At 53.3% G+C, this 1,436-nt stretch carries 1 protein-coding gene; it reads right to left on the reverse strand.

The features are described from left to right. Positions 1–1,436: molybdopterin-dependent oxidoreductase (locus ACTG33_RS17170; protein ID WP_439136497.1), on the reverse strand; the 1,436-nt coding region annotated here is incomplete at both ends.

Raw genomic sequence — 1,436 nt, forward strand, 5'->3', positions numbered from 1 at the left:
AAATAAAGGCACAAAAACCATCCCCTTTGGCGGTTTCACACTACCGCGGGTTTCAACTCGGGCCCGAATTTCTCCACGCCGGCTTATGATCTTAATTTCGCTGCCGCGCCTGAACCCCTGATCTCGGGCGTCTTCATAGTGCATATACACCATGGCATAAGGTACAGCAGCATGAAGCTCAGGCACTCGCTGTGTCATTGACCCCGTATGCCAGTGTTCCAGCACTCGACCGGTACTGAGCCAAAACGGGAATTCCTCATCGGGGGATTCGGCCGGAGGCTCATAGGGCAAGGCAAAGATCACCGCCTTCTTATCCTTGTGACCGTAAAACTGTACGCCACTGCCCTTTTCCACATAGGGATCGTAACCTTCGCGAAAACGCCAACGGGTCTCTTTACCATCCACTACAGGCCAGCGTAGCCCCCGCACCTGGTGGTATTGATCAAACGGAGCCAGATCATGGGCGTGTCCGCGGCCAAATTGCGCATACTCTTCAAACAATCCTTTTTGAATATAGAAACCAAAGGCTTTCGCCTCATCATTCAGCTGTCCTTCCGCGGTTTCTGACAAGGGGAACTTATCCACATTGCCGTTCTTATAAAGCACCTCATATAAAGTCTTACCGCGAAATTCCGGTGCTTTGGTCAACAACTCCTCTGGCCAGATATCATCCACATTAAGCCGTTTGGAAAATTCCACCATCTGCCACAAGTCCGAGCGAGCTTCACCTGGTGCCGACACCAGCTGGTGCCAAAACTGTGTACGACGCTCAGCGTTACCAAAGGCGCCCTCTTTCTCAACCCACATCGCCGCAGGCAATATCAAGTCGGCGGCTTGTACACTGGCGGTCGGATACACATCCGACACGATGACAAATGATTTTGGATTGCGCCAACCGGGCAGGGTTTCCTGCATCAGATTGGGACCCGCCTGAATGTTATTGCACGCCTGAGTCCAGTAGACCCGGATTGCCCCGTCTTTTAACTTTCGGCTTTGCATCACCGCATGGAAGCCATTTTTAGCTGGAATCGTGCCCTCAGGCAGCTTCCAGATCTTTTCGGTTTTTGCTCTGTGCTCAGGATTTACAACCACCATATCGGCAGGCAGTCGGTGGGAAAAGGTACCCACTTCACGCGCCGAGCCGCAGGCCGAGGGCTGCCCGGTCAACGAAAATGGGCTGTTACCTGGTTCGGATATTTTTCCGGTCAGTAGATGGAGGTTATAGGCCATATTGTTTGCCCACACGCCCCGGGTGTGCTGATTGAACCCCATAGTCCAAAGGGACATGACTTTCTTGTTGGGATCGGCGTAGATGGCCGCCAGACGCTCCAGTCGCTCAGCCGACACCCCGGTTTCTTCCGCGGTACGTTCCAAGGTGTAGGGTTTGACAAAGTCAGCGAAGTCTTCGAAAGTGATCTCCGTCGAGGCACCCGCCT

The organism is Pseudomaricurvus sp., assembly GCF_965662505.1.
In the GTDB taxonomy this organism is placed as follows: domain Bacteria; phylum Pseudomonadota; class Gammaproteobacteria; order Pseudomonadales; family Cellvibrionaceae; genus Pseudomaricurvus.